Source organism: Planococcus sp. TJ-302 (assembly GCF_058268455.1).
In genome coordinates this window covers 176,629-194,958 of the sequence record NZ_JBZDOI010000004.1, presented here as the reverse complement: position 1 = coordinate 194,958, position 18,330 = coordinate 176,629, and the positions used below count along the sequence as shown (strand labels likewise).

General features: G+C 48.5%; 18 protein-coding genes. 10 read left to right on the top strand and 8 right to left on the bottom strand.

What is annotated here, in order from left to right; translation table 11 throughout:
• Positions 1-253 precede the first annotated feature (253 nt).
• Positions 254-580: a hypothetical protein gene (locus tag AC4EHB_RS15645; RefSeq protein ID WP_490976376.1), complete on the top strand. Its 327-nt coding sequence runs from the start codon at positions 254-256 to the stop codon at positions 578-580.
• A gap of 74 nt (positions 581-654) precedes the next feature.
• On the opposite strand, the gene AC4EHB_RS15640 is transcribed toward AC4EHB_RS15645, so the two are convergent.
• Both AC4EHB_RS15640 and AC4EHB_RS15635 read right to left on the bottom strand, forming a co-directional pair.
• Positions 655-1,131 carry a putative immunity protein gene (locus tag AC4EHB_RS15640; RefSeq protein ID WP_490976377.1) on the bottom strand — a complete coding sequence of 159 codons (477 nt, stop codon included), beginning with the start codon at positions 1,129-1,131 and terminating at the stop codon, positions 655-657.
• A gap of 99 nt (positions 1,132-1,230) precedes the next feature.
• Positions 1,231-2,532: an NCS2 family permease gene (locus AC4EHB_RS15635; RefSeq protein WP_490976378.1), complete on the bottom strand. Its 1,302-nt coding sequence runs from the start codon at positions 2,530-2,532 to the stop codon at positions 1,231-1,233.
• 149 nt (positions 2,533-2,681) lie between these two features.
• On the opposite strand from AC4EHB_RS15635, the gene AC4EHB_RS15630 reads away from it, so the two are divergent.
• Positions 2,682-3,515, top strand: coding sequence for an aldo/keto reductase (locus tag AC4EHB_RS15630; protein ID WP_490982002.1), 834 nt, complete (start codon positions 2,682-2,684; stop codon positions 3,513-3,515).
• A 32-nt stretch (positions 3,516-3,547) separates the two neighbouring features.
• On the opposite strand, the gene AC4EHB_RS15625 is transcribed toward AC4EHB_RS15630, so the two are convergent.
• From AC4EHB_RS15625 to AC4EHB_RS15615, 3 genes are read right to left on the bottom strand one after another with little or no spacing between them, the layout of a single operon-like run.
• Positions 3,548-4,393: an RluA family pseudouridine synthase gene (locus tag AC4EHB_RS15625; protein ID WP_490982001.1), complete on the bottom strand. Its 846-nt coding sequence runs from the start codon at positions 4,391-4,393 to the stop codon at positions 3,548-3,550.
• 52 nt (positions 4,394-4,445) lie between these two features.
• Positions 4,446-4,916 (bottom strand): thioredoxin family protein, encoded by a 471-nt coding sequence (locus AC4EHB_RS15620; RefSeq protein WP_490982000.1) that lies wholly within the window; start codon positions 4,914-4,916, stop codon positions 4,446-4,448.
• On the bottom strand, positions 4,913-5,344 hold the full coding sequence (locus AC4EHB_RS15615; protein WP_490981999.1) for a disulfide oxidoreductase: 432 nt from the start codon (positions 5,342-5,344) through the stop codon (positions 4,913-4,915). Before AC4EHB_RS15615 ends, AC4EHB_RS15620 begins: the two co-directional genes overlap by 4 nt.
• A gap of 130 nt (positions 5,345-5,474) precedes the next feature.
• Between AC4EHB_RS15615 and AC4EHB_RS15610 the strand changes: the two genes are divergently transcribed.
• The 4 genes from AC4EHB_RS15610 to AC4EHB_RS15595 all read left to right on the top strand — a co-directional run bounded on the left by AC4EHB_RS15610 (position 5,475) and on the right by AC4EHB_RS15595 (position 10,671).
• Positions 5,475-7,019, top strand: a complete 1,545-nt coding sequence (locus AC4EHB_RS15610) for a GNAT family N-acetyltransferase (protein WP_490976382.1) — start codon at positions 5,475-5,477, stop codon at positions 7,017-7,019.
• A 77-nt stretch (positions 7,020-7,096) separates the two neighbouring features.
• Positions 7,097-8,797: a phospho-sugar mutase gene (locus AC4EHB_RS15605; RefSeq protein WP_490981998.1), complete on the top strand. Its 1,701-nt coding sequence runs from the start codon at positions 7,097-7,099 to the stop codon at positions 8,795-8,797.
• A 103-nt stretch (positions 8,798-8,900) separates the two neighbouring features.
• Entirely contained in the window at positions 8,901-10,016 is a 1,116-nt protein-coding gene (locus AC4EHB_RS15600) for a GAF domain-containing sensor histidine kinase (protein ID WP_490981997.1), read from the top strand.
• Between the two features lie 16 nt (positions 10,017-10,032).
• Positions 10,033-10,671, top strand: a complete 639-nt coding sequence (locus AC4EHB_RS15595; RefSeq protein WP_490981996.1) for a response regulator — start codon at positions 10,033-10,035, stop codon at positions 10,669-10,671.
• 41 nt (positions 10,672-10,712) lie between these two features.
• On the opposite strand, the gene rsgA is transcribed toward AC4EHB_RS15595, so the two are convergent.
• Positions 10,713-11,768 carry a ribosome small subunit-dependent GTPase A gene (gene rsgA / locus AC4EHB_RS15590; RefSeq protein ID WP_490981995.1) on the bottom strand — a complete coding sequence of 352 codons (1,056 nt, stop codon included), beginning with the start codon at positions 11,766-11,768 and terminating at the stop codon, positions 10,713-10,715.
• Between the two features lie 372 nt (positions 11,769-12,140).
• Between rsgA and AC4EHB_RS15585 the strand changes: the two genes are divergently transcribed.
• Entirely contained in the window at positions 12,141-13,451 is a 1,311-nt protein-coding gene (locus AC4EHB_RS15585; protein ID WP_490981994.1) for a DUF2254 domain-containing protein, read from the top strand.
• A 67-nt stretch (positions 13,452-13,518) separates the two neighbouring features.
• On the opposite strand, the gene AC4EHB_RS15580 is transcribed toward AC4EHB_RS15585, so the two are convergent.
• Positions 13,519-14,403, bottom strand: coding sequence for a cation diffusion facilitator family transporter (locus AC4EHB_RS15580; RefSeq protein ID WP_490976388.1), 885 nt, complete (start codon positions 14,401-14,403; stop codon positions 13,519-13,521).
• A 325-nt stretch (positions 14,404-14,728) separates the two neighbouring features.
• On the opposite strand from AC4EHB_RS15580, the gene chrA reads away from it, so the two are divergent.
• Genes chrA through kynB form a run of 3 tightly spaced genes read left to right on the top strand, consistent with a single transcriptional unit; the run spans position 14,729 to position 17,785 of the window.
• The gene (gene chrA, locus AC4EHB_RS15575) at positions 14,729-15,898 is read left to right on the top strand and encodes a chromate efflux transporter (protein WP_490981993.1); all 1,170 of its coding nucleotides are present in this window, start codon (positions 14,729-14,731) and stop codon (positions 15,896-15,898) included.
• A 12-nt stretch (positions 15,899-15,910) separates the two neighbouring features.
• Positions 15,911-17,164, top strand: coding sequence for a kynureninase (gene kynU, locus AC4EHB_RS15570; RefSeq protein ID WP_490981992.1), 1,254 nt, complete (start codon positions 15,911-15,913; stop codon positions 17,162-17,164).
• Positions 17,165-17,785 (top strand): arylformamidase, encoded by a 621-nt coding sequence (gene kynB / locus AC4EHB_RS15565; protein ID WP_490981991.1) that lies wholly within the window; start codon positions 17,165-17,167, stop codon positions 17,783-17,785.
• 32 nt (positions 17,786-17,817) lie between these two features.
• On the opposite strand, the gene AC4EHB_RS15560 is transcribed toward kynB, so the two are convergent.
• Positions 17,818-18,252, bottom strand: a complete 435-nt coding sequence (locus AC4EHB_RS15560; RefSeq protein WP_490981990.1) for a phosphatase — start codon at positions 18,250-18,252, stop codon at positions 17,818-17,820.
• Positions 18,253-18,330 lie beyond the last annotated feature (78 nt).

Genomic DNA, 18,330 nt, shown 5'->3' with positions numbered 1-18,330 from the left:
TAAGATAGCGGCCAAAAATGCTACAGTAACACCTAGAATAAGGATTAAGTTCATAAATAACGACCTCCTTGTAATATGCATCTTTGTTTAGTATAGCGTATGTAGCAGGAAAATGAAATATAGGGCTGAATTGAAATGTGGAGAAGTTTTGTCTTTTCCATGCTGGATTTTTAGCTTTTTATTAAAAAATGAAACCTTTGGCTTGGCCAACCGTAGAATAGGAAAGAACAGTTCAGGAAAGGATGAAATAAAAATGAAAATGAAAATTTCCGTTGCGTTATTATGGATTACCGGCTTGGCTGAATTGCTATTGGCAATTCCGTTTATCGGGGGCACTTTTGTCATCAGCACGGGCTATGCGGCGCTCGGGGTCATGTTCTTGCTCCACGCAGTGACGTTATTTTTCTGCTTCCGTGAATACTCGTCGAAATCGGGTTCGATTTTAGGAATCATCACAAGCATTGTTGCTTGGATTCCATTAATCGGATGGGCAATGCATTTGCTGACTGCTGCAGTGTTGCTGGTAGCAGCGGGCATAACAAGCGCTAGAGTGAGACCAACTTCTGAGTACAAAGGATAACCCGGTTTTCAGGTAATGGAGTACAAAAGATTATAAAGAAATGCCCAGAGCTCAAACCAGCTCTGGGCATTTCTTTATAATTTGAATCCTTTTTCTTTCTGGCTCATTGTATGCAGTACGAGATCGGCAAGTTCAGGCACCACTTGCTTCAGCTGGCTGATTTGCCATTCTCTTTCTTCGGTCAATGGTTTCCCCGCGAGTTTAAGGGCTTTAAGTGCATATAGCGGAGCCCCTAATGCATGGTCGGCCATATGGGCGGTAGCAACTGCATGGCCAATTGAACGGGCTACAGCTGTCATCACGGGATTGTCTGCTTCTCTAGCCGCTGCATGCGCAGCCACTGAAGCTTTCATAGCAGCACCCGTCGGAACTTTAGTATTTTCCCAATCTTTCGCAGTGTCCAAGGCATGTGCAAGGCGGGGCTCGATTTTTTCACCAAGAAGAGGCAAAATGTGTTCCGAGCACATTCTGGCCCAGCGGATCAGCCGATGATGATTTTCGGGCGTAAGCGTTCCGCTTCGATGGACTGCCACAAACCGTTTATCTCTCATATTACGTCTCCCCCGGATCATCAGAATTTGGCCGCTTGCTCCTTCACCCTATTCTAATCAGGATACCAAAAAAGAAGCAACCAATGGCTGCTTCTTTTTTCAATGAGGTGCAATCAGGATCTGGATAGCGAACAGAACCGCAAAGATGTACAAAATTGGGTGGACGGATTTCCATTTTCCTTTAAAGATTTTCATCAATGGGTAAGAGATAAAGCCGAGTGCAATACCGGTTGCAATACTTGATGTGAGCGGCATTGCCAGTATGATCAGGAATGCCGGGAACGCTTCATCAAATTCTTCCCACTCAATATGTTTAACAGCACCAATCATTAAACTGCCGACGATAATCAGCGCGGGTGCAGTGATGGCAGCAACGCTTGATAAAGAAGAAACAAGCGGACCAAAGAAGGCAGCAATGATAAACAGGATGCCGACAGTCAGCGTCGTCAGTCCTGTTCGTCCGCCAGCAGCAACGCCGGCAGAAGATTCCACATAAGCGGAAGTCGGGCTTGTGCCGAACATAGCACCGGCAGTGGCAGCCACTGAATCTGCAAGCAGTGCTTGGCGCATGCGCGGCATGTCATTGTTTTTCATGAGGCCAGCCTGTTTCGCCACTCCAATCATGGTGCCCGTAGTATCGAATAACGTTACTAGCAGGAAGGAAAAGACGACGCCGTATAATCCGAATTCGATGACCAATTGGACCGCTTCAATTGGATTCCAGACGATGATTCCTTCTGGAAGTGACGGAAGCTGCATCAAACGGCTTTCGAATTTCAATTGGCCCGTAAAGAAAGCAATGATAGCTGTTACGATCATACCGAAGAAAATGCCGCCGTGAATGTTCAACGACATGAAGATGAGAGTAATCATAAGGCCAACCAAGGTCAACAGGACTGGAGCTGAAGTCAAATCACCGAGACCGACTAAATTTGCTTCATTTCCCACGATGATTCCGCTTAGGCGCATGCCGATAAAAGCGATGAAAAGCCCAATGCCGGCAGTAATGGCGTGTTTCAGGTTTTCGGGAATGGCTTGGATGAGAATTTTGCGCATTTTGGTCATCGACAACAGGACGAATATGATGCCTGCAACGAATACGGCCGAAAATGCTGTCACATAATCGATTGTGCCGCCTGAGCCGAGCACCATCGAAGTGAAATATGCATTTAATCCCATGCCGGGTGCTATGGCAATTGGGTAATTGGCGAAAAGTGCCATCCATAAGGTTCCAATCGCTGCTGCGATAATGGTTGCCAAGAATACTTGGTCAAACGGAACGCCCGCTGCACCCAAAATAACAGGATTGACAATGACGATATAAGCCATTGTTAAGAACGTTGTCATACCGGCAAGAACTTCTGTTTTAACGTCTGTGCCAAACTCTTTCAAATGAAACATTTAAATACTCCTTTCAAAATCCGAACGATTTAAACAACATTTCATATATTATTCGCTTTTATAAAGAAATGCAAGTGGTTTAGCCAAATTCTTTAAAGTCGAGTTTTTAGCCGATTATTTGTACAATGGATAAAGAGAGGATGATGAAAATGGTATTAGAGATCAATTCAATGAAAACCTTACATAATGGAGTAGAAATGCCGCGTTTCGGCCTTGGCGTGTTCAAAATGACAGATAAAGAAGCAGCAGTGGAGGCCATACTTGCAGCCCTCAAAGCAGGGTATCCGGCAATTGATACAGCAAGCATCTACGACAACGAACAAGAGGTCGGGGAAGCCATCCGTGCATCGGGCATCAAGCGCGAAGACATCTTCGTCACCTCGAAAGTCTGGAATACGGACCAAGGCTACGACAATACATTGCGTGCTTTCGAAGCATCGCTTAAGCGCTTGGACTTCGATTATTTGGACCTGTATTTGACGCATTGGGCCATGCCCGATACGTATGAAGAAACATACCGCGCCATTCAACGGCTGTATGACGAGAAATTGGTGCGCTCGATCGGCGTTTCAAATCACCAGCAGCACCATTTGGAAAAACTATTGGCAACAGCGAACACGAAGCCGATGGTAAACCAGATCGAGCTTCACCCACAATTAACACAAGAACCGCTTCGCCAGTTCTGTACAGACAACGAAATTGCTGTGACTTCATGGTCGCCGCTCGCTCGCGGCCGCCTGCTCGGAGAACCGTTGCTCGGGAAAATTGGGGAGACCCACGGCAAGTCGATCGCACAAGTCATTATCCGTTGGCATTTGCAGCATGACTTGATCGTCATTCCGAAATCGGTTAAGCCCGAACGCATTCTGGAGAATGCAGACGTCTTCAATTTCGAGTTGTCTCCGGGGCAGATGGAGATGATTGACGGTTTGAACAAGGATTGGCGCACAGGCACCCATCCCGATGAAATCCATTTGCGATAAAAAAAGAAGTTCCCGCTGGGGAACTTCTTTTTTTATCTACTGTTGTCTTCAACGACGATTTTTTCGCCGGTGAACGGATGGATGAACGACATGCGGAACGCATGGAGATGGTAAGCGCCATCTTGCGTCGGCGGTCCGTCGTATAACTCGTCGCCGATAATCGGGTGATTAATATGCGACAAGTGCGCCCGGATCTGATGGGTACGGCCAGTTTCGAGCGTCAGGTGAAGCAAAGTTTTGCCTTCCAAAGGTTTCAATACGCGGTAATGCGTCACAGCACTTTGTCCGGAAGGGGATACACGCCGGCGCGTCGGATGATGGCGGTCGCGGCCAAGCGGAAAATCGATCGTGCCGGTCCGGTTCACGACTTTGCCTTTGACAACGGCTTCGTAATCGCGCACGAGCTGTTTTTGTTCGAGCATGCGGTCCATTACGTTTTTGGCGACCGGATGCTTCGCGACCATCAATAGGCCGGACGTTCCTTGATCCAAGCGATGGACGTGCTCGCCATAGGACCCGCCATTGCGGATGATGTGGCCGAGCATGGCGTTGATGAATGTATCGGTCTGACCGACTTCATTCGGGTGGGTGGCCATTCCTTTTGGTTTTCTGGCAATGATGAAATGGTCATCTTCAAACAAAATCGGCAACTCGATATCGTGTTTCGGTTCATAAGGCGAAGAAGCAGGCGGCAATTCAAAAAGCAGGACAGTGCCTTTTTCCAGTGGCTCTTTCCAAACCACTTCCTGATGCTTGGCGTTCGTTACGCTTTTGGCCATGCGCATCTCGTGGACCACTTTCTTGCCGAGTCCCCATTCCGTGCGCAGCAATTCTTCGACAGTCATACCGTCTTCCTGTATTTCGTAAGTCCATTCCATGTCTTAACCTCCATATAAAAGGGCCATGCGCGTTGCACATGGCTCCCCTTTGTTATTTCAATACGACTTCGTCGAAAAATCTTTCAATAATCTCTTTCGGTTGGGATCCGCTCCAGCGAGAGACTTCTTCGCCGTTTTCGTAATGAACCAATGTCGGTGTACCTTCAATGGCATAATCTTGCCAGCCTTGATCGTACTCTAATACATTGTATTGCAGGACTTCGACGTCCTTGTCTTCAGCGACCGGCATCAGCACAGGCGTAGTGACCTTGCAATGCTCACAAGTCGGGCTGAAGAAATAAACCGTAGTCGGTTCGCCGCTCTTGATTTTTTCGTCGACTTCATCTGGCACCGCGATGTTCTGGTAGTTTTCATCAGACAATAAGTCGATGGTCGGCTGCTCCAGATCGTCCGTGTCGTATGGGTTGTCTGCTAGTTTATCGTTGTTCGAAATATTCGTCAGCACGATGATCAAGGCGAATATTGCCGCAACGACCCCGGCGATGATTAACATTTTTTTCATTTTCCTTGTTCCTCCTTCAATGACTTCAGCAAGTACATGCTCAGGGCTGCGATTAAAATGAACGCAGTGAGCGCTAAAAATGGGATGGTGATAAATCCGAGATAATTGATGTACTGGCCGGTACACGGCACTTGGCCACAAGACGGTGCGGCATCAGAAAGGAAATCCAATTTCTGCAAGCCGTAATGGTAAAGTGAAATAAAACCGCCAATGATGGAAAACGCCAGCGTGGTCGCTGCAATCCGAACGTTCTTTTGCACATAGGCGACGCCGACGACGATAATGAGCGGATACATGAAAATCCGCTGCACCCAGCATAAAGTACAAGGTGCATAGCCGCGTATTTGGGAAAAATACAGCGATCCGGCAGTGGCAATCAGCGCTATGACCCACATGGCGAGCATGATATTTTCTTGGCGCTTGGACATAGAACAGTACCTCTTTTCAAAATTACTTCTATAAAAGTATAATTCTTAAACGCAAGCAAGTAAAATAATATCAACCTGTGCCGCTATCCTATATAATAAACTGTGATACTTTTGTGAAGGAGTGGCTGTAGTGCCCGAAGAATTCGATTTGTCCCATTTTGAGAAGAGCATGATCATACGTGAAATGACGTATGCAGATATAGATGCCATTATGGAAATGCAGCGCCTCAGTTTTCCTGGAATGGATCCATGGAAAGAAGAGCAGCTTCGCAGCCATCTCGGCGTTTTCCCGCAAGGACAGCTTGTCGCAGAACTTGACGGCGTAGTCATCGGTTCTTGCTCGAGTTTATTGATAAATTTTGACGAATATGACGACCGCCACACGTGGGACGACGTCACAGACGGCGGATACATCACGAACCATAATCCGGACGGCTACAATATGTACGGCATTGAAGTGATGGTTCACCCGGAATACCGCCGCATGCAAGTCGGCCAACGTTTATATGAAGCGCGCAAAGAACTGGCGCGGGAATTGAATTTGAAATCGATCATTCTGGGCGGCCGCATCCCGAATTTCCATAAGCACGCAGATGAAATGTCGCCGCGTGAATATGTCGATGCGGTTTCGCGCCATAAAATCTATGATCCTGTTTTGACGTTCCAGTTGATGAACGGTTTCCAGCTGATGCGGATCAATCCGAATTATTTGGAAGACGATCTTGCATCCGGAAAATACGCGACGCTCATGGAATGGAATAATGTCGATTACAAACCGGTATCGAAGCGTCATTTCAAAACAAGTCTTCCGGTCCGTATTTGTGTTGTGCAGTATTTGATGCGTGCCATCGAATCGTTCGATGATTTGGCAAACCAAGTGGAATACTTTGTCGATGTCGCATCAGATGCACATTCTGATTTCGTCGTCTTCCCGGAAATTTTCACAACGCAATTGATGTCTTTCCTCAACGAACCGTCGCCAAGCCAGGCAGTTCGCAAATTGACGGAATACACGCCTCAATACATTGAATTGTTCACGGATCTTGCCGTCCGCTACAACATCAATATCATCGGAGGATCGCATTTCGTTAAAGAAGAAAACGACGAGATTTACAACATCGCTTACCTGTTCCGCCGTGATGGATCGATTGACAAACAATACAAAATCCACATCACACCGAACGAACGCAAATGGTGGGGCATTTCGGCCGGCGACTCGGTTCGCGTATTCGATACGGATTGCGGCAAAATCGCGATCCAGATCTGCTACGATATCGAGTTCCCGGAATTGGCGCGCATCGCGACAGATATGGGAGCGAATATCATCTTTTCCCCATTCTGTACAGAAGACCGCCAAGGCTATTTGCGCGTCCGTTATTGTGCACAAGCCCGCGCAGTCGAGAACCAAATCTATACAGTTATTTCCGGCACAGTCGGAAACTTGCCGCAAACGGAGAACATGGACATCCAGTACGCGCAATCGGGCATTTTCGCACCGTCCGATTTCGAATTCGCACGCGACGGCATTGTCGGCGAAACCAACGCGAACTTGGAAATGGTGCTGATCGGCGATGTCGATTTGGAAATTTTGCGCCGCCAACGTCAGAACGGTACAGTCAAGCAATTGAAGGACCGCCGCCACGACGTTTACCGCGTAGAATACAAAAAAGATTAAAGCATGTGCCGCTTCCCAAAAGGAAGCGGCTTTTTTTTTGATTTTTTGGTAAACTAAGTTTATTGGAGGGATGTCTTATGACTTGGCAGGAACGGCTAAAGCGCTGGTTGGATCACGGCCAGCATGATGAAGGGACAATACAAGCTTTATCTTTACTGAAAGATGATGAAAAAATGGCAGAAGATGCATTTTACCAGGATCTGGCATTCGGCACAGGAGGGATGCGCGGCGAAATCGGCCCGGGAACCAACCGCATGAATGTCTACACGGTCCGCAAAGCATCGCAAGGAATCGCGGATTATATCAAAGACAGCGGTGAACAAGCAATGGCGCGCGGAATCGTGATTGCGTACGACAGCCGCCGCATGTCGCCGGAGTTCGCGCTCGAAGCAGCAAAAACTTTTGCAGCAAATGGCATCCACACCTATCTATACAGCGAACCGCGCACTACGCCACAATTGTCATTCAGCGTGCGGTACTTGAATGCATTTATGGGAGTGGTCATCACCGCCAGCCACAATCCGCCTGAATACAATGGCTATAAAGTTTACGGCGACGATGGGGCGCAACTTAACCTTGAAGACGCGGACCATGTCATTGATTTTGTCAGCAAGGTCGAAGACGAATTGGCCATCGACAATTCAGTGTACGATGAAAAATCGCTCGTCCATTTAGGGGAGCGTTTGGACGCGGCGTATATCGAACAAGCGTTGACGGTGCAGGAAGGGTCGGCCAATCCGATTGCTGCAGTATTTACACCGCTCCACGGTGCATCCGGATCAACTGTGAAGAAGTTGTTGGAAACGGCAGGCTACACGAATATCGCCTATGTTGCGGAACAAATGCAGCCGGACGGGGAATTCCCGACGGTCAAGTCACCAAATCCCGAAGAAGCCTCCGCCTTTGAACTGGCGATGCAATACGGCGAGAAGACCGGCGGCGAATTACTGATTGCCATCGATCCGGATGGCGACCGCGTCGGAATCGCAGTCCTTGCGAGCGGACATTACGAATTGCTGAACGGCAACCAGACGGGCGCAATCCTCATTGATTACCTATTGAGCCAGAAACAAGCAAAAGGCACGCTGCCTGAAAACGGCAAAATCTTTAAGACGATTGTGACATCTGAATTCGGCCGCGTGATCGCGGAGTCGTATGGCGTCGAATGTGAAGATGTGCTGACCGGCTTTAAATTTATTGGCGAAAAGCTGAAGCATAACGACGAACATCCGCAATTCGAATTCCTATTCGGCTATGAGGAAAGCTATGGCTATTTGATCCGTGACTTTGCGCGCGACAAAGACGCAGTCCAAACAACCTTATTGCTGGTGGAAGCTGCCGCCTATTACAAGACGTTGGGCAAAACTTTACATGATGTGTTGGTTGAACTTTATAATCGCCATGGCTGGTACCGTGAAGCGCTTGTGTCCGTCACCAAAAAAGGACTCGATGGCGCGCGGGAAATATCTGCGCTTCTCGAAGGGCTGCGTAAAAAGCATTTAAACCAAATCGCGGGCATACCAGTGGTGTCCATTGAGGATTATGAAACCCAGAACCGGATTTTCGTCGATTTGAATACGAATGAAAAAATTGTATTGCCCCAATCGAATGTCCTTAAGTATTTCTTGCAGGACGGCTCATGGGTTTGTGTCCGCCCAAGCGGCACGGAGCCGAAAGTGAAATATTATTTCGGCGTTGCTGCAGCAAGCGAACGTGACAGTGATGAAAAACTGGAACTGATCAAACAGTCTTTCCTAGACGAATTGGACAATAGATAATCGAAAGCTCCCTCTCGCAGGGGGCTTTTTCATTCGAAAGTACGAGGCGCGCTGGGAATGGAAAAGTGTATGGTAGAGAAAGAACAGTGATGAGGTGAAGGGGATGGAAGCTGGCCAGCATTCAAATGTGGCGCTATTGAAAGAAATTGCGGAATTGTTGAATGAAGAAACGGATATGGGACGAATGCTCGAAGGGGCGATTTGGAAGCTGTTGGACGGCTCGGTATTCGAGGCGGCATGGATTTTCTTCATTGATAAAAACGGCAAGCATCAGCTCGCAGCGCAGGCAAATCTGCCGCCGGCGCTGAAAGGGAACGATTGTCGCCACTTGAAAAAAGGCGGATGCTGGTGCGTTAAACGCTACCACGACGGCAATTTGGAAAAAGCATCGAATATCATCGCTTGCCAGCGGATTGACAACGCTATTTCATCACTTGCCGGAGACGCCGAAGGAATTACGCACCATGCTACGGTTGCGCTGCGATCGGGCAATGAAAAGTTTGGGCTTTTGAATATCGCCGCTCCGGATACGGTGCGGTTTTCCAATGATGAATTGGCGCTGCTGGAATCCGTGGCGTTCCAGATCGGCTCCGCCATCAAACGGATCTTGCTGACAAAACAGGAACAGGAATTGGCATTGGTGCAGGAACGCAATCGGTTGGCGCGCGACTTGCATGATTCGGTCAATCAGCTGCTGTTTTCGGTGACGTTGACGGCCAGGGGCGGCAGTGTCATGTCAGAAGATCCGGAAGTGCAAGAAACGTTCCGCGATATCCAGCACCTGACACAAGAAGCGTTGAATGAAATGCGCGCGCTGATTTGGCAATTGCGGCCAAAAGGCTTGGAGAGCGGATTGCTCGAAGCGGTAAAAGGCTATGCCGAAATGCTCGGGCTGTTGACTGAACTGAAAGTGACAGGCGTCATCCAGCTGCCGTCGCGCACAGAAGAAACGCTGTTCCGCATCGCCCAGGAGGCGCTCAACAACATCCGCAAACATGCGGGCGTCCATAAAGTGCAGCTTTATATATCAGTGACTCCATCGGATGTGCTGCTAGTGATTAAAGATGAAGGCCACGGATTTGTCATTGATGAGCATCTCAACTTGCCATCGATCGGCATCCAGAGCATGCGTGACCGCGCAAAAGCGGAAGGCGGCAACATCGAATGGTCAAGTGAAATTGGAAGAGGCACGGAAATTCTCATAAGGATTCCGTATTAATCGGGGAGTGGTTGACGTGGTGAAAGTTTTGATCGCCGATGATCATCATGTGGTGAGGCGCGGATTATTATTTTTCTTGAAAACGCAAAAAGATATTGAAGTGGTCGGGGAAGCGGTCAATGGCCGGGAAGCAGTAGATATGGCAGACAGGTTGCGCCCGGACATCGTGTTGATGGATCTCGTCATGCCGGAGATGGACGGCATCCAGGCAACCCAAAAAATAAAAGAACAGCATCCGGAGATGATCGTCCTGATGCTGACGAGCTTTTCAGACCGTGACCATGTTGTTCCAGCCATGGAAGCAGGGGCTGCCGGATACCAATTGAAAGATATCGAACCGGATGAATTGGTCGAATCGATCCGGAGCTTGATGCGCGGCGAAAACACGCTGCACCCGAAAGCGACTACAGAGTTGTTGAAAGGGCCGACAGAACCGGCGCCGCATACGCTGAACCTCCTGACGCCGCGGGAAAAAGAAGTACTGGCGGAGTTGACGAAGGGCAAGAGCAACCGGGAAATCGCATCTGCGTTATTTGTGACGGAAAAGACAGTGAAAACGCATATCTCCAATATTTTCAATAAGCTGGAGGTACAGGACCGGACGCAGGCGGCGCTCTACGCAGTCAAGCACGGGCTTACCGGACCCGGGAATTGAATAGAAAAAAGAAGCAAGCCGAAATGACGGCTTGCTTCTTTTTAGCGTTTTTTGACGGGGCGTTTGCGGCTGTCTTTCGTGATCTGTTTCCATTTGCCGCGCTCCGCTTTCTGGGCGGCCGCGTCGCTTTTGCGTTCGATATGCGCAAGTTCGCGTTTCAGCTTGATGTAGCTGCGGTAGCGGTCATGCTGCAATTCGCCGGTCCGTAATGCTTCCTGCACACGGCATCCGGGTTCATTGCCATGCTGGCAATCGCGGAACCGGCATTCGCCAGCGAGCTGCTCAACATCGGCAAAGCCGCTTTCAACGCCTTCTTCGTAATCGCCCAGTTGAAATTCCCTCATTCCGGGCGTGTCGATCAGCAAGCCGCCAAGCGGCAGCCGCACCAGCTCGCGGTGGGTAGTCGTGTGGCGCCCTTTACTGTCATCTTCGCGGATATCCTGGACAGCCATCAATTCACTGCCGGATAGGGCGTTGATGAGCGATGATTTCCCTACGCCGGAAGAACCGAGCAATGCACCAGTATGGTTTGGCGACAGCAATTCCTGCAATTTGCTGATGCCTTCGCCGGTGACGCTCGATACTGCAATCGTAGGAATGCCGAACGCAACTGATTCCAATTCGCGCATGTACGGCTCCAAGTCTTCGCATTGGTCTTTTTTAGTCAGTACGACGACCGGGTTCGCACCGGAATCCCACGCGGCGATCAAATAGCGTTCCAAGCGCCGGACGTTAAAATCATGGTTCAATGAAATGACGAGAAATACGTAATCGACATTGACCGCGATCAATTGGATATCCGATGTCTCGCCTGCCGCTTTTCTGGAGAACTGGGATGAACGCGGGAGGACATTATGGATGATCCCTTTTTCCTCGCCAGGCATTTGTTCGACCATGACCCAATCGCCGACTGCCGGGAATTCGACGCGGTGGTGTTCATGCCGGTATTTGCCGGATAATGTGCTGAGCCATTCTCCGCGGTCTGTCACCACGCGATAGATATTCTTGTGTTCTAGAGTGATGCGCCCCGGAATTCCGGAAGGCCCTATTTTTTCTTGCCATGCTGTATTCCAACCGTATTGTTCGATTAAATTCAATGTAATTTCCTCCTATTATGCAAAATAAAAAACCATGGATGCGCGCAAATCGCAGTCCATGGTCCCCGGGCATAATGGAAGAAGCGTATCGTCAGCGATACACAGAGTGGGGTACTATAGACTGGATTTGCGTATTTACAATGATCATCGCCATAATACCTCACCTCTTTCTTCAAGTTACTCTAAAGATACTGTATCCTTAAAATCAGGTCAAGGATTTTTTATAAGAAAGTTTTATTAAATCAGATTATTAGAGAAAGCTGCTGCGACCACGTTGTGCAATGCAGCCGGCTTTGGTGCATCAAGCTTTGTTTGCGCTCATAATATGTAGGGGAAAAGCAGGACTAGACCATGATCTGAAAGCGAGGAGAAATGATGAAGTCTACTACGTATTTATTCAAGGAAAAGTTTTGGCTGACGCCCGCGATCTTCAGTCTGTTTGCTGTCGCTTTATCTGTAGGCTTCTTTTACGTGGACTTGCTGCTTGTCGAACGGTTCAAAGAATTTATCCCTTCCATCTTGCTGACCAAAGTCGATTTGGCAAAAACCATTATGGGAACCTTGGCAGGCGCGCTGTTGACGATGAGCACTTTTACATTTTCAACAATCCTAGTCGTTTTGACGATGTATTCCGCACAGTTTTCACCAAGGGCATTGAAAAACTTCGTTCACGATTCGGTGACGTGGCGGGTGCTGGGCATTTTCCTAGGCGGCTTTATCTACAACACCTTGTCCTTATTGTTTATGAGAGATGACTTGTATACACATGATGTATTATCGACGTTTGTCGGAATTGTCATCGCCTTTTTCTGCCTTGGTACGTTCGCATACTTCATTCATTATATTGCCACTACGGTACAGGTCAGCAAATTGATTGGGGAGCTTATCGAAGATGCGGAAGATGTGATTTCCTATTACGAGGATTTCGAAGAGAAATGCGCCGTTTCTGAAATTTCCCCGGCATGGAATCCAGTAGGGGTCATTGAAACCCTAAACGCTGAAACGAGCGGCTATCTGCAATTCCTGTCTTTTGAAAAATTGCTTGGGCATGCGGACAAGAACGGGTTTACAGTCGACGTACTTGTGTGCATCGGCGATTACATTTATGAAGGAAAACCGCTCATGAACATCTATCGAAAAGAAGGGCAAGACTATGATGTCAGCGGATATTATTCCATCGGCGGAGAACGGTCGGCTGAACAGGATTTGCCTTACGCACTACAGAAGCTGGTGGAAATTGCATTGCGCGCAATCTCTCCCGGCATCAATGACCCGAATACCGCGAATGACATTATCGTCCGCATCGGCAGGCTGCTTGGAAAAATCGCCCATATCCCTCAAGGGGACGTGGTTTTGGCAAATAAAGAAGGACAGAATATCGTGAAATGCACGCTTCCGGAATTCTCCGGAGTGTTATACAAAGTTTATTATCAAATGTCCTTTTATGGAAAAGAAGATATCTCCGTTTTGCATTCCATGTCCGACTCTTTGAAAATTATCGCTGAGCTAGCCCCGTCCGAGCATCACCAAGCGATTTGGGGCATTCAGGCATATATTCTGGAATCGCTCGAAGGGCAGCCATTAAAGTCGATGGATAGGGACTTTCTTCAAAAAAAAATCGATGAATTGGCAGTGGCCACCAACCAGCGTTCGGTCCGGATTGATGCTTTGACAGGAGAATAATTACACAAAGCTTGTATTTTGAAACCCAAAAAGGACAGCGAAAAAATTTCTTTTCGCTGTCCTTTTTTTATTCATCTTCATCTTCTTCGTAAACCGGCTCGATGTGAACAAGGATTACGCAATGGGGCTTTACTTTATGGATTTTTCTTTCGATTTCTTCTGTAATCCAATGGCTTTGAACGACGTTCAGCGATGGGTTTACCGCAATTGTTAAATCAATGAACATGACATTGCCGTGGTTGCGCCCTTTGAAATCGCGAAGTTCACGGACGCCCGGCACTTTTCTTACAAGCACGGACATTGTTTCCACTTCATCTTCGTTAAAGCCGTCCGTCAACGTCCATACAGCTTCTTTGAAAATATCCACAGCCGTCTTGATGATAATCAAGCCGACGATAAAAGCGGTGATGACGTCGAGTATCGGGGCGCCGAAAACCGCGCCGATAATTCCGATGCCGGCCCCGATGCTGACGAGGGCATCTGACCGGTTATCGTATGCGGCTGCCTGGACCGCGGAGCTTTTGATTTCCTTGCTCAGTTTGATGTTATAGCGGTAGACAAAATACATGACAATGGCACTGAAGAAAGCGACACCCGCGGTAAAGAGGGAGGGAGTGGCTTCAACGGGAACGAAAAAGTTTTGAACTGCGCCCATCAGCACTTGCAGGCCGATGACCGCCATGATGAACGATGCCAGTAAAGAAGCAATCGTCTCCGCCCGGAGATGTCCGTAATGATGGTTTTCGTCGGGCGGCTTTTGGGAAATGCGCAGCCCGATCAGCACAGCAACTGAAGCGATAATATCCGTCAAGTTGTTCAGGCCGTCCGCCTTCAAAGCTTCAGACGAACCAGCGTAGCCGAAGCCAAGTTTGATGGTGCTGAGGAAAACGTAAGCCCCGATGCTGATCCAGGCGCCTTTTTCCCCTTTGCGTAAATTTGTATAGAGTTCCATAAAGTTTCCTGCCTCCAAGTCTCCTGAACAAAGTGAAACGACCCTCGAATGAGAGCCGTTTCAATAGAACATATGATATACAGTCCATCCAGGGCGAAAAGCCGGGAGAACTTTTATAAGTGCTGTGAAATTATATTTTTAGCTCCATTAGTATAGCAGGAAATTGGCCTTAGCGCCAATCGATAAATAGTATTGAAATTCATTTAACCAAAGAGTGCATGACAACATATAAGCAATCAGTTATGCTTTAATTGCAGCAATAAAAATACAGGCCACACTGGAATTCATTCTTTTGAGTATGGCCGGCGCATCAAAGGAGACGGTTATGGCTAAAAAGCATTATATGGAAATTTTGAAAGCATCAACAAAATTAGGGCTTACGGCATTCGGCGGTCCTACTGCCCATCTTGGGTATTTTCGGGAAGAATATGTCGTTAAACGGAAATGGCTCGATGACAAGGCGTATGCTGATCTTGTGGCGTTATGCCAATTCCTTCCCGGACCTGCGAGTTCACAAGTCGGCATTTCAGTAGGGATGCTGAGAGGTGGAATGTTCGGTGGGTTCTTGTCGTGGTTCGGCTTCACGATGCCATCTGTCCTCTTGTTGGTGCTGTTCGCGATGCTCGTGTCCAACGCGTCATTCGACAGCGGGTGGATCCACGGCTTGAAAATTGTCGCAGTCGCAGTCGTTGCACATGCATTGATGGGAATGGGGAAATCATTGGCCCCCGACTTGCCGAGAATCGCGCTTGCAGTCGCTTCGGCTTCGGCCATCCTGCTCGTGCCCACTGCATGGGCCCAAATAGCGGTCATCGTTTTGGCAGGCATTTTCGGCTTTTGGATGTACCGCAAAGAAAAAGCGCCGGAACCAGTGAAGCTCGCACTCACTTTCGGGAAAAAAACAGGGATAGCCGCTTGGACGATATTCGTCGCTTTGCTGGTGGGACTTCCGCTGCTGCGGCCGTTCATTGAATCTGCACTGTACGCGATTTTTGATATTTATTACCGTGTTGGATCTATTGTTTTCGGAGGCGGCCATGTCGTTCTGCCAATGCTTGAGCGGGAAGTGGTCCCTGACTGGATGGGGCCGGATGTCTTTATCTCGGGATATGGGGCGGCACAGGCTGTTCCTGGTCCGCTGTTCACATTGGCAGGCTACCTCGGTCAGATCATGTCCGGTGGATGGGGAGCGGTTATTGCCGTCATTGCTATGTTTTTACCGTCGTTCCTGCTTGTTATCGGAACGCTGCCATTTTGGAGTATCATCCGCACGAAGTCAGGTGTTCAGGCCGCTTTAAAAGGAGTGAACGCGGGTGTTGTAGGCATTCTGCTTGCCGCCTTGTATAATCCGGTCTTCACATCGGGAATTCGTGGACCGGTCGATTTTGCCATTGCGATTACAGCGTTTGCAATGTTAGTCTATTTTAAACTGGCACCGTGGATTGTTGTGTTAGTCACGGCGATTCTTGGCGCTATGTCTTATGCATTTTTATAAGGGGGAAAAATCATGTCGGCTGCAAAACAGTGGGATGAAATGGATTCGCTGGCGCGTTTCAAAAAAGAATTTTACCAGACAGAAAACCAAATATACATGGACGGCAATTCACTCGGATTGATGTCGAAACGTGCAGAAGCTAAATTGCTGGAGGTCGCGGAAAGCTGGAAAATTCACGGCATCGATGGCTGGACGGAAGGAAATGACCCATGGTTTACGATGGCGGAAAACCTGAGTGCCCGCATCGCTCCTTTGGTTGGCGCAAAGCCGCATGAAGTGATGGTGACGGGATCGATTACATCGAATATCCACCAGATGCTGTCCACCATTTTTCAGCCGAGCAGAAACCGCTTCGCGATTGTAGTGGACGAATTGAATTTTCCGTCGGATATTTACGCGGTGGAAAGCCATCTGCGCCTGCGCGGGCTAGATCCGGAAACATGCATGAAAAAAGTGCGGAGCCGCGACGGTTACACATTGGAGTTGCAGGACATTATTGATGAATTGACTGATGAAGTGGCGATTATTATGCTGCCATCGGTCCTTTACCGCAGCGGGCAATTGCTGCCGATCCGGGAAATTACGGAAGCCGCGCATGAAAAAGGAATTTTAGTGGGATTTGATTTGGCCCACTCCATCGGGGCTTTGCCTCATGAACTGCATGACTGCGGTGTCGATTTTGCAGTATGGTGCCATTATAAATATATGAATTCAGGTCCGGGCGGCACAGGCGGATTGTACATCCATGAACGCCACCACCAGTTGCTTCCAGGCAACGCCGGCTGGTTCGGTTCGGATAAGGCAAAGCAATTCGATATGGACCATTCATTTTCGAAAGCGGAAGGGGCCGGTGCCTATCAGATCGGGACGCCGAATATTTTCAGCATGGCGCCTTTGCTTGGCAGCATCGAAATTTTCGAAGAAGCCGGCATTGGAGCGGTGCGGGAAAAATCGCTTGCTTTGACTGGGTTGCTTCGTGATTTGATTGCCCAAGAAATTCCGTCGCTGAAAGATGTGACGCCTGTTGAAGACGCTGGACGCGGCGGCCATATAGCATTGGCGCATGAAGAGGCGGCACGCATCTGCAAGGCTTTGAAAGAAGCTGGCGTTGTTCCTGATTTCCGTGCGCCGAACATTATCCGACTGGCGCCGGTAGCACTTTACACGTCTTACAGCGATGTTGAAAAAGTGGTGGGGCGTTTGAAGGCCATCATGGACAATGAAGTCTATAAAAACTTCAGCAACGACAGAAACGTGGTGGCGTAAATGGCAAAAAAGATTTTTGATATTTCCATGGCATTGAATGCGCAGACGCCGGAATGGCCAGGAGATGTGCCATTCAATTTCCGCCTATCAGTAACACAAGAACAAAGCGGCTCGGTGAATATCGGTGAATTGTCAACGAGCACGCATATGGGCACGCACATCGATGCCCCTTTCCACTATGATGAGAATGGCTTGAAAGTGAATGAATTGCCGCTGGATATCTATTTGACAAAAGCCCAGGTGGTGAATGTAGCGGAATTCCAGAACGTATCGGCAAAAAATCTTCCGGAAATAGAAGAAGGGGTGGAAGCTGTGCTGCTGCATACAGCGGCATGGCAGGACCGGACAACATTCCCAAGTTCTTGGCCGAAGTTCGACACATCAATTGCGGAATGGATGGCCGGCAAAGGGATTCGCCTCCTTGGCGTCGATGTTCCTTCGGTGGACCCGCAGACCAGCAAAGATTTGCCGATGCACCAGGCTATGAACCGCAATGAGCGCTTTATTCTGGAGGGCATCGTATTGGACGGCGTTCCTGCAGGTGTTTATCAGTTGGCAGCTTTGCCGCTGAAAATTACAGGAGCGGATGGAAGCCCGGTCCGCGCAGTTTTATACACATGAAAAAACCCGTCTCTTTTTAAAAGAGGCGGGTTTTACATATAATTAGAACGAAAATAAGGTTCTAGATTTTTTATATTAATGGCGATTTCATCGCAGATTTCCTGGTAGAGAGCCCATTGTTCATGTTCATCGGAAGTGCGCAGTTCGGGATTGCGGATGTCCCATATAAGCAGCTTTTGAGCAGGAAGGTCCGACGGAATATCGGCACTTTCCAAATCACCGTCATGCAAGGCGATGATCAAATCAGCTTCGCTTACTTCTTTCGGATTGTAAGAACGCGGTCGGACTTCTGGTATGTCCAACACAACTTCTTTCATCACTTGAAACGGCGTTTCATTGAATTGTGGCTGGCCCCACGCAGCGCTCCGGATGTCCCAGTCAGGAAGTTCCAGGCGATTCGCCCAAATTTCAGCCATGAGACCGAGGTGCTGGTGCGAGTCCAGAAAATATACGGTATGTTTTGACATAGCTGCTTCCCTTCTTCCTTTGCATTACAGTATTTTAATTCTTAGTAATGTTTACCCAACTGAAATGGCGTTAAACTG

Excerpts from the sequence above, each read along its gene's own strand:
- AC4EHB_RS15645 (WP_490976376.1), top strand. The coding sequence starts at position 254 with ATGAAAATGAAAATTTCCGTTGCGTTATTATGGATTACCGGCTTGGCT.
- AC4EHB_RS15640 (WP_490976377.1), bottom strand. The coding sequence starts at position 1,131 with ATGAGAGATAAACGGTTTGTGGCAGTCCATCGAAGCGGAACGCTTACG.
- AC4EHB_RS15635 (WP_490976378.1), bottom strand. The coding sequence starts at position 2,532 with ATGTTTCATTTGAAAGAGTTTGGCACAGACGTTAAAACAGAAGTTCTT.
- AC4EHB_RS15630 (WP_490982002.1), top strand. The coding sequence starts at position 2,682 with ATGGTATTAGAGATCAATTCAATGAAAACCTTACATAATGGAGTAGAA.
- AC4EHB_RS15625 (WP_490982001.1), bottom strand. The coding sequence starts at position 4,393 with ATGGAATGGACTTACGAAATACAGGAAGACGGTATGACTGTCGAAGAA.
- AC4EHB_RS15620 (WP_490982000.1), bottom strand. The coding sequence starts at position 4,916 with ATGAAAAAAATGTTAATCATCGCCGGGGTCGTTGCGGCAATATTCGCC.
- AC4EHB_RS15615 (WP_490981999.1), bottom strand. The coding sequence starts at position 5,344 with ATGTCCAAGCGCCAAGAAAATATCATGCTCGCCATGTGGGTCATAGCG.
- AC4EHB_RS15605 (WP_490981998.1), top strand. The coding sequence starts at position 7,097 with ATGACTTGGCAGGAACGGCTAAAGCGCTGGTTGGATCACGGCCAGCAT.
- AC4EHB_RS15600 (WP_490981997.1), top strand. The coding sequence starts at position 8,901 with ATGGAAGCTGGCCAGCATTCAAATGTGGCGCTATTGAAAGAAATTGCG.
- AC4EHB_RS15585 (WP_490981994.1), top strand. The coding sequence starts at position 12,141 with ATGATGAAGTCTACTACGTATTTATTCAAGGAAAAGTTTTGGCTGACG.
- AC4EHB_RS15580 (WP_490976388.1), bottom strand. The coding sequence starts at position 14,403 with ATGGAACTCTATACAAATTTACGCAAAGGGGAAAAAGGCGCCTGGATC.
- chrA (WP_490981993.1), top strand. The coding sequence starts at position 14,729 with ATGGCTAAAAAGCATTATATGGAAATTTTGAAAGCATCAACAAAATTA.
- kynU (WP_490981992.1), top strand. The coding sequence starts at position 15,911 with ATGTCGGCTGCAAAACAGTGGGATGAAATGGATTCGCTGGCGCGTTTC.
- kynB (WP_490981991.1), top strand. The coding sequence starts at position 17,165 with ATGGCAAAAAAGATTTTTGATATTTCCATGGCATTGAATGCGCAGACG.
- AC4EHB_RS15560 (WP_490981990.1), bottom strand. The coding sequence starts at position 18,252 with ATGTCAAAACATACCGTATATTTTCTGGACTCGCACCAGCACCTCGGT.